Source organism: Methanobrevibacter thaueri, from assembly GCF_015062905.1.
Taxonomy (GTDB): domain Archaea; phylum Methanobacteriota; class Methanobacteria; order Methanobacteriales; family Methanobacteriaceae; genus Methanocatella; species Methanocatella thaueri_A.
On sequence record NZ_SUTK01000075.1, the window covers coordinates 1 to 5,001 of the forward strand.

The 5,001-nt window shown below is 40.7% G+C and carries 5 protein-coding genes; 4 read left to right on the forward strand and 1 reads right to left on the reverse strand.

The window, feature by feature from the left end; translation table 11 throughout:
- Together E7Z79_RS09095 and E7Z79_RS09100 are read left to right on the forward strand one after the other, a co-directional pair.
- Positions 1–613 (forward strand): TetR/AcrR family transcriptional regulator (locus E7Z79_RS09095; protein WP_303739625.1); only part of this gene is annotated, 613 nt, incomplete at its 5' end.
- Between the two features lie 17 nt (positions 614–630).
- Positions 631–1,233: a TetR/AcrR family transcriptional regulator gene (locus E7Z79_RS09100; RefSeq protein ID WP_303739626.1), complete on the forward strand. Its 603-nt coding sequence runs from the start codon at positions 631–633 to the stop codon at positions 1,231–1,233.
- A gap of 84 nt (positions 1,234–1,317) precedes the next feature.
- Here the strand turns inward: E7Z79_RS09100 and metK are convergent, their stop codons facing one another.
- Positions 1,318–2,493, reverse strand: coding sequence for a methionine adenosyltransferase (metK, locus tag E7Z79_RS09105; RefSeq protein WP_303739627.1), 1,176 nt, complete (start codon positions 2,491–2,493; stop codon positions 1,318–1,320).
- Between the two features lie 175 nt (positions 2,494–2,668).
- Here metK and E7Z79_RS09110 point away from each other — a divergent pair, with 175 nt between their 5' ends.
- Together E7Z79_RS09110 and glf are read left to right on the forward strand one after the other, a co-directional pair.
- Positions 2,669–3,781 carry a glycosyltransferase gene (locus E7Z79_RS09110; protein ID WP_303739628.1) on the forward strand — a complete coding sequence of 371 codons (1,113 nt, stop codon included), beginning with the start codon at positions 2,669–2,671 and terminating at the stop codon, positions 3,779–3,781.
- 70 nt (positions 3,782–3,851) lie between these two features.
- A complete protein-coding gene (gene glf, locus E7Z79_RS09115; protein ID WP_303739629.1) occupies positions 3,852–4,949 on the forward strand; it encodes a UDP-galactopyranose mutase in 1,098 nt (365 codons plus the stop codon).
- The last annotated feature ends 52 nt before the right edge of the window (positions 4,950–5,001 follow it).

The window sequence follows — 5,001 nt, forward strand, 5'->3', positions numbered from 1 at the left end:
AATGATGAATACAAAACAATTAATTTTAGAAACAACTTTAAAATTAATGATTGAAAATAAGAACTCTATTATTTCTATTAGAGAAATCAGTAATGCCTCAGGAATTGCTATCGGTGGGATATATCATCATTTTTCAAATAAAGAAGAGATATATAATGAACTTACTGAAAGATATTATATAAACTATTATAAATTTGATTTTGACAAACTCCAGCAGATAAAGGGAAATGCAAAAGAGAAAATCCACAATGTCATGGCTGAAATTTTTAAGCAAAAAGAAACCGGAATCCCAATTGAATCGATTGATGATGAAATAGACTACAGATCCATATTGTTGGTTTTGAGTGGAAATGGATTTTCTTATGAAAAAACTCCGGAGCTTAACCAAAGTATCCTAAAAGAATTAAGGGAATTTTTAACTGAAATTATCAAGGAAGGTCAAGAAAATGGGGAAATCCGACAGGACTTCTCACCTGATGATATTGTAGAATCACTAATAATCATGTACATGGGAATTCAATATAGATGGGAAGTATATTTGATTGAGGATATGATTCCTGCCTTTGAAGATAATTTTAATTTGGAATGGGAAAAGATAAGATTTAGAGAATAATTAACAAGTGTGGTTAGATGAATACTAAAGACTTGATTCTTGAAAAAACACTAAAATTGATATTGGAAAAAGGCACAATTGACATTTCAATTAGTGAAATTCGAAATTGTACCGGACTGACAACCGGTGGGATATATTATCATTTTTCAGATAAAAACGACATATTTGAAGAAATTTTACAAAAGTATATGGTGGATTATATTAAAATCGATTTTGATAAAATCCTCCTTGAAGGTTCATCAAAGGACAGAATCCATGATGCATTGTTTTACATTTTATATCATTACATAAACGGTGTGGAAATTGAAAGCATCAACGAAAAAATTAATTATAATAGCGTAATACTTCTTTTAACCTCAGTGGGATATGCCCATGAAAGAGTTAACCAGATAATTTCACAAACCGGGAACGATGTTAAAATGTTTTTAACTGACCTTGTCGAAGAGGGCAAAAGGCAAAATGAAATCAGACAGGACTTCTCGACTGAAAACATTGTGGAATCATTGTATATCCTGTATATGGGAATTCAATATTATTGGTTGGTTTTCCCGGATTATGATGTTGATTTGATGTTTGAGAAAAACTTTGATATGACTTGGCAGGCTATCGAATGCCAATGAAAAATAGTGACTTCGTGTCACATCCTCGATTATTAAAAAAAATAGTGTTGAACCTGCTCAAAAAGAGCAAGTCATGAAAGGATTTTAAGATTTGATGTATTTTTTCAAATCGTCGACCTTGTCTGTTTTCTCCCAAGGAAGGCCTTCGATACCGAAGTGACCGTATTTTGCGGTCTGCTTGTAGGTGGTGTCCCTCAAGCCAAGGGTCTCGATGATACCGTCCGGGGTGAGCCTGAAGTTGTCGCGCACAATCTGTTCGAATTTAACGTCCCCGATGTCGGCGGCGGTTCCGAAGGTGTCCACCATGACAGAGGTAGGTTCGGCAACGCCTATTGCATATGAGAGCTGGATTTCACATTTTTCAGCAAGTCCGCTTGCAACGATGTTTTTGGCAATGTATCTTGCCATGTAGCATGCGCTTCTGTCCACTTTGGTGCAGTCCTTTCCGGAAAATGCTCCTCCACCGTGGCGTGCATATCCTCCGTAGGTGTCGACAATGATCTTACGTCCGGTAAGTCCGGCGTCCCCGTGAGGGCCTCCGATTTCGAACTTGCCTGTAGGGTTGATGTGCTCTTTTGTATCCTCTGTAATCAGTCCTTCAGGGATTACTGCCTTGAAGAGCTTTTCGCGAATGTCGTTTTTAAGGGTTTCCTGATCATCGGAAACTGTCTCGTCATGCTGGGTTGACAATACGACAGCATCGAGTGAAATGACGTTTCCGTCCTTATCGTAGTTTACGGAAACCTGTGCCTTACCGTCAGGCCTTAGATAAGGAATCTCTCCGCTTTCCCTTAATTCGGTCAGTTTGTTTGTAAGCTTACGTGCCAGATCGATTGGATACGGCATGAGTGATTCGGTTTCGTTTGTTGCATAACCGAACATCATTCCCTGGTCTCCTGCACCGGTTTCCTCATCTCCCCTGTCGACACCCTGGTTGATGTCCTGGGACTGTGCATGGAGCCTGTTTGAAACGGTACATGAGTTTCCGTCGAATTCAAGTTCCGGCTTGTCATATCCTATTTCAATGATTGTATCCCTTATGATCTTTTCAATGTCATCATCTGTTAAATCAGTATTTGAGGTAATCTCACCGAATACCATACAGAAATCAGTTGTCACACAGGTTTCGCATGCGACGTGGGAATTCTTGTCGCCTGCCATGTAGGCGTCCAATATCGCATCGGATATGATGTCTGCGACCTTATCCGGGTGTCCTTGTGTTACTGACTCTGATGTAAATGTCCTATATACTTCACTCATTTTATCACCATTGGTATTAAAGAATAATCCTAATTCAGGAAAATATCAGCTTTCCCAAAATCATTAATTTTCATATTATATTAAATTATATAATTCATATATAAAATAACTTTGTGTCTCATTTTTATCATCATATTTCCAATTACTTTAATAAGCATCAAAAATAAACTATATAATGATTACAATGAAAGACAAAATCAGCATTATTTTACCAATCTTCAATGTTGGAGACCACCTGAGAGGCGGAATTGACTCACTGGTAAACCAGACAATAGGAAATGAAAACCTTGAAATCATAATGGTCAATGACTGCTCAACAGACGGATCGGATAAAATAATCGACGAATACGATGCAGATTATGACTGCTGCATTGCAATCCACCACGAAGAGAACAGCGGAGCCGCATACACTCCGAGAAACACTGGAATTGAAGCGTGCACCGGAGATTACATAATGTTTCTCGACCCGGATGACAGATACACCCCGGACGCCGTTGAAACCCTGTACAATACGGTGACTTCCAATGACGCACAGATGGCTTTCGGACGCTTCAGAAGAATCTTCGAATACGGAGGAAAGGTCCAGAAATCATACTCCCCATACAAGGACGATTTGGAAAACGCATATCCGGACGAGACATTCGAGTCTGAAAACTTCATCAAGGTTCCCGATTTCCTATGGGACAATGTGGTGGAAAAGCTGCTTTACGGAAAAACCATGGAAGTGACCTATCCAAGGGACGCTCCACTCGATACAATCAAGGTCGACAGCATCGAACAGGAGCCTGATCTGCTTAAGATGCACCCGTCAATCTGGAGCAAAATCTACAGAAGGGACCTGATTATGGACAACGACATCCGTTTTCAGCCGTTCATTTCCGGAGACGACCTGGCGTTCTATGTGGAGGCGCTCATCCATTCGAAGGGCATCGTGTTTTTAAACAATTTCATGTGCTACGACTACTACATCAGGGACCTGCCGGACGACAAGTCAATCACAAACAACGTCAATGTGCGTCTGCTTGATGAGCTTATGGAATCATACATCTACAGCAGAAAATGCACCGAAGGATTTTCAAAGGACGTTCAGAATGCAACAGTCAATCCGCACCTCCTGCACTGGATGTACACATGGAAAAACTCACCGTTCACCCTTGAGGAAAACAAGCTGCTTTTAAGCAAGGTGAACAGGCTTAAGAAAATCCATCAGACCGACCTGAAGACCAAGTGGCTTCTCTCAAGCATGACAACTGCGCTTGAAACCAAAATCAACATTTCCCGGGAATAGCTTACAAAGGTCATTATTTTTCAAAAGATTAATAAAAATCAAAACAAATATAATATCTAGGAGAATTAGCATGGAATATGATTATTTGATTGTTGGATCCGGTCTTTTCGGTTCCATTATCGCTTATGAGATGACCAAAAAAGGGAAAAACTGTTTAGTAATCGAAAAACGTGACCATATCGGTGGAAACGTATACACTGAAAATTTGGAAAACATAAACGTCCACAGATACGGAGCGCACATCTTTCACACAAACAACAGGGAAGTGTGGAACTACATCAACCGCTTCGCCGATTTCAACCGCTACACCAACTCACCCGTCGCCAACTACAAGGGAGAGCTCTACAACCTGCCGTTCAACATGAACACGTTCTACCAGATGTGGGGAGTGAAGACCCCAGAGGAGGCACGTGCCAAAATCGAGGAGCAGAAAAGGGAGTACCATATCGAAAACCCGAAAAACCTTGAGGAGCAGGCAATATCCCTTATCGGAAAGGATATCTACGAGAAGCTCATCAAGGGATACACCGAAAAGCAGTGGGGAAGAAAGTGCAGCGAGCTTCCTGCATTCATCATCAAAAGGCTTCCGGTAAGGTACACATTCGACAACAACTATTTCAATGACCTCTATCAGGGAATACCTATCGGAGGGTATACAAAAATCATTGAAAAGATGCTTGAAGGCGTTGAGGTCAGGTTAAACACCGATTTCTTCGACGACAGGGAAAAATGGATGGGTATGGCCGATAAGATCATATTCACCGGAATGATAGACCAGTACTTCGACTACTGCTACGGAGAGCTCGAATATCGTGGGCTCGACTTCGAGTTCGAAACCCTCGACATGGAAAACTATCAGGGAAATGCCGTAATCAACTATACCGATGCTGAAACCCCTTTCACACGCATAATCGAGCACAAGCACTTTGAAAACAGCGAATCACCAAAGACAATAATCACCCGTGAGTATCCGAAAGCCTGGACGAAAGGTGAGGAGGCATACTATCCTATGAATGACGACAGGAACTCCAAACTGTTTGAAAAATACCAGAAGCTTGCTGAAAGCGAAGGCAATGTCATTTTCGGAGGAAGGCTTGGAATGTACCAGTACTTCGACATGTGGCAGGTAATCGACGAGGCCCTCAAGATTGTAAAAAATCTAGATTAGTAGGTTATCTAAACCCTAATCCAATTAAAAAAAAAATTATTCTTTTTTAGGA

Bases quoted from the DNA above. Each gene is read 5' to 3' on its own strand.
- glf (WP_303739629.1), top strand. From the start codon at position 3,852: ATGGAATATGATTATTTGATTGTTGGATCCGGTCTTTTCGGTTCCATT.
- E7Z79_RS09100 (WP_303739626.1), top strand. From the start codon at position 631: ATGAATACTAAAGACTTGATTCTTGAAAAAACACTAAAATTGATATTG.
- E7Z79_RS09110 (WP_303739628.1), top strand. From the start codon at position 2,669: ATGATTACAATGAAAGACAAAATCAGCATTATTTTACCAATCTTCAAT.
- metK (WP_303739627.1), bottom strand. From the start codon at position 2,493: ATGAGTGAAGTATATAGGACATTTACATCAGAGTCAGTAACACAAGGA.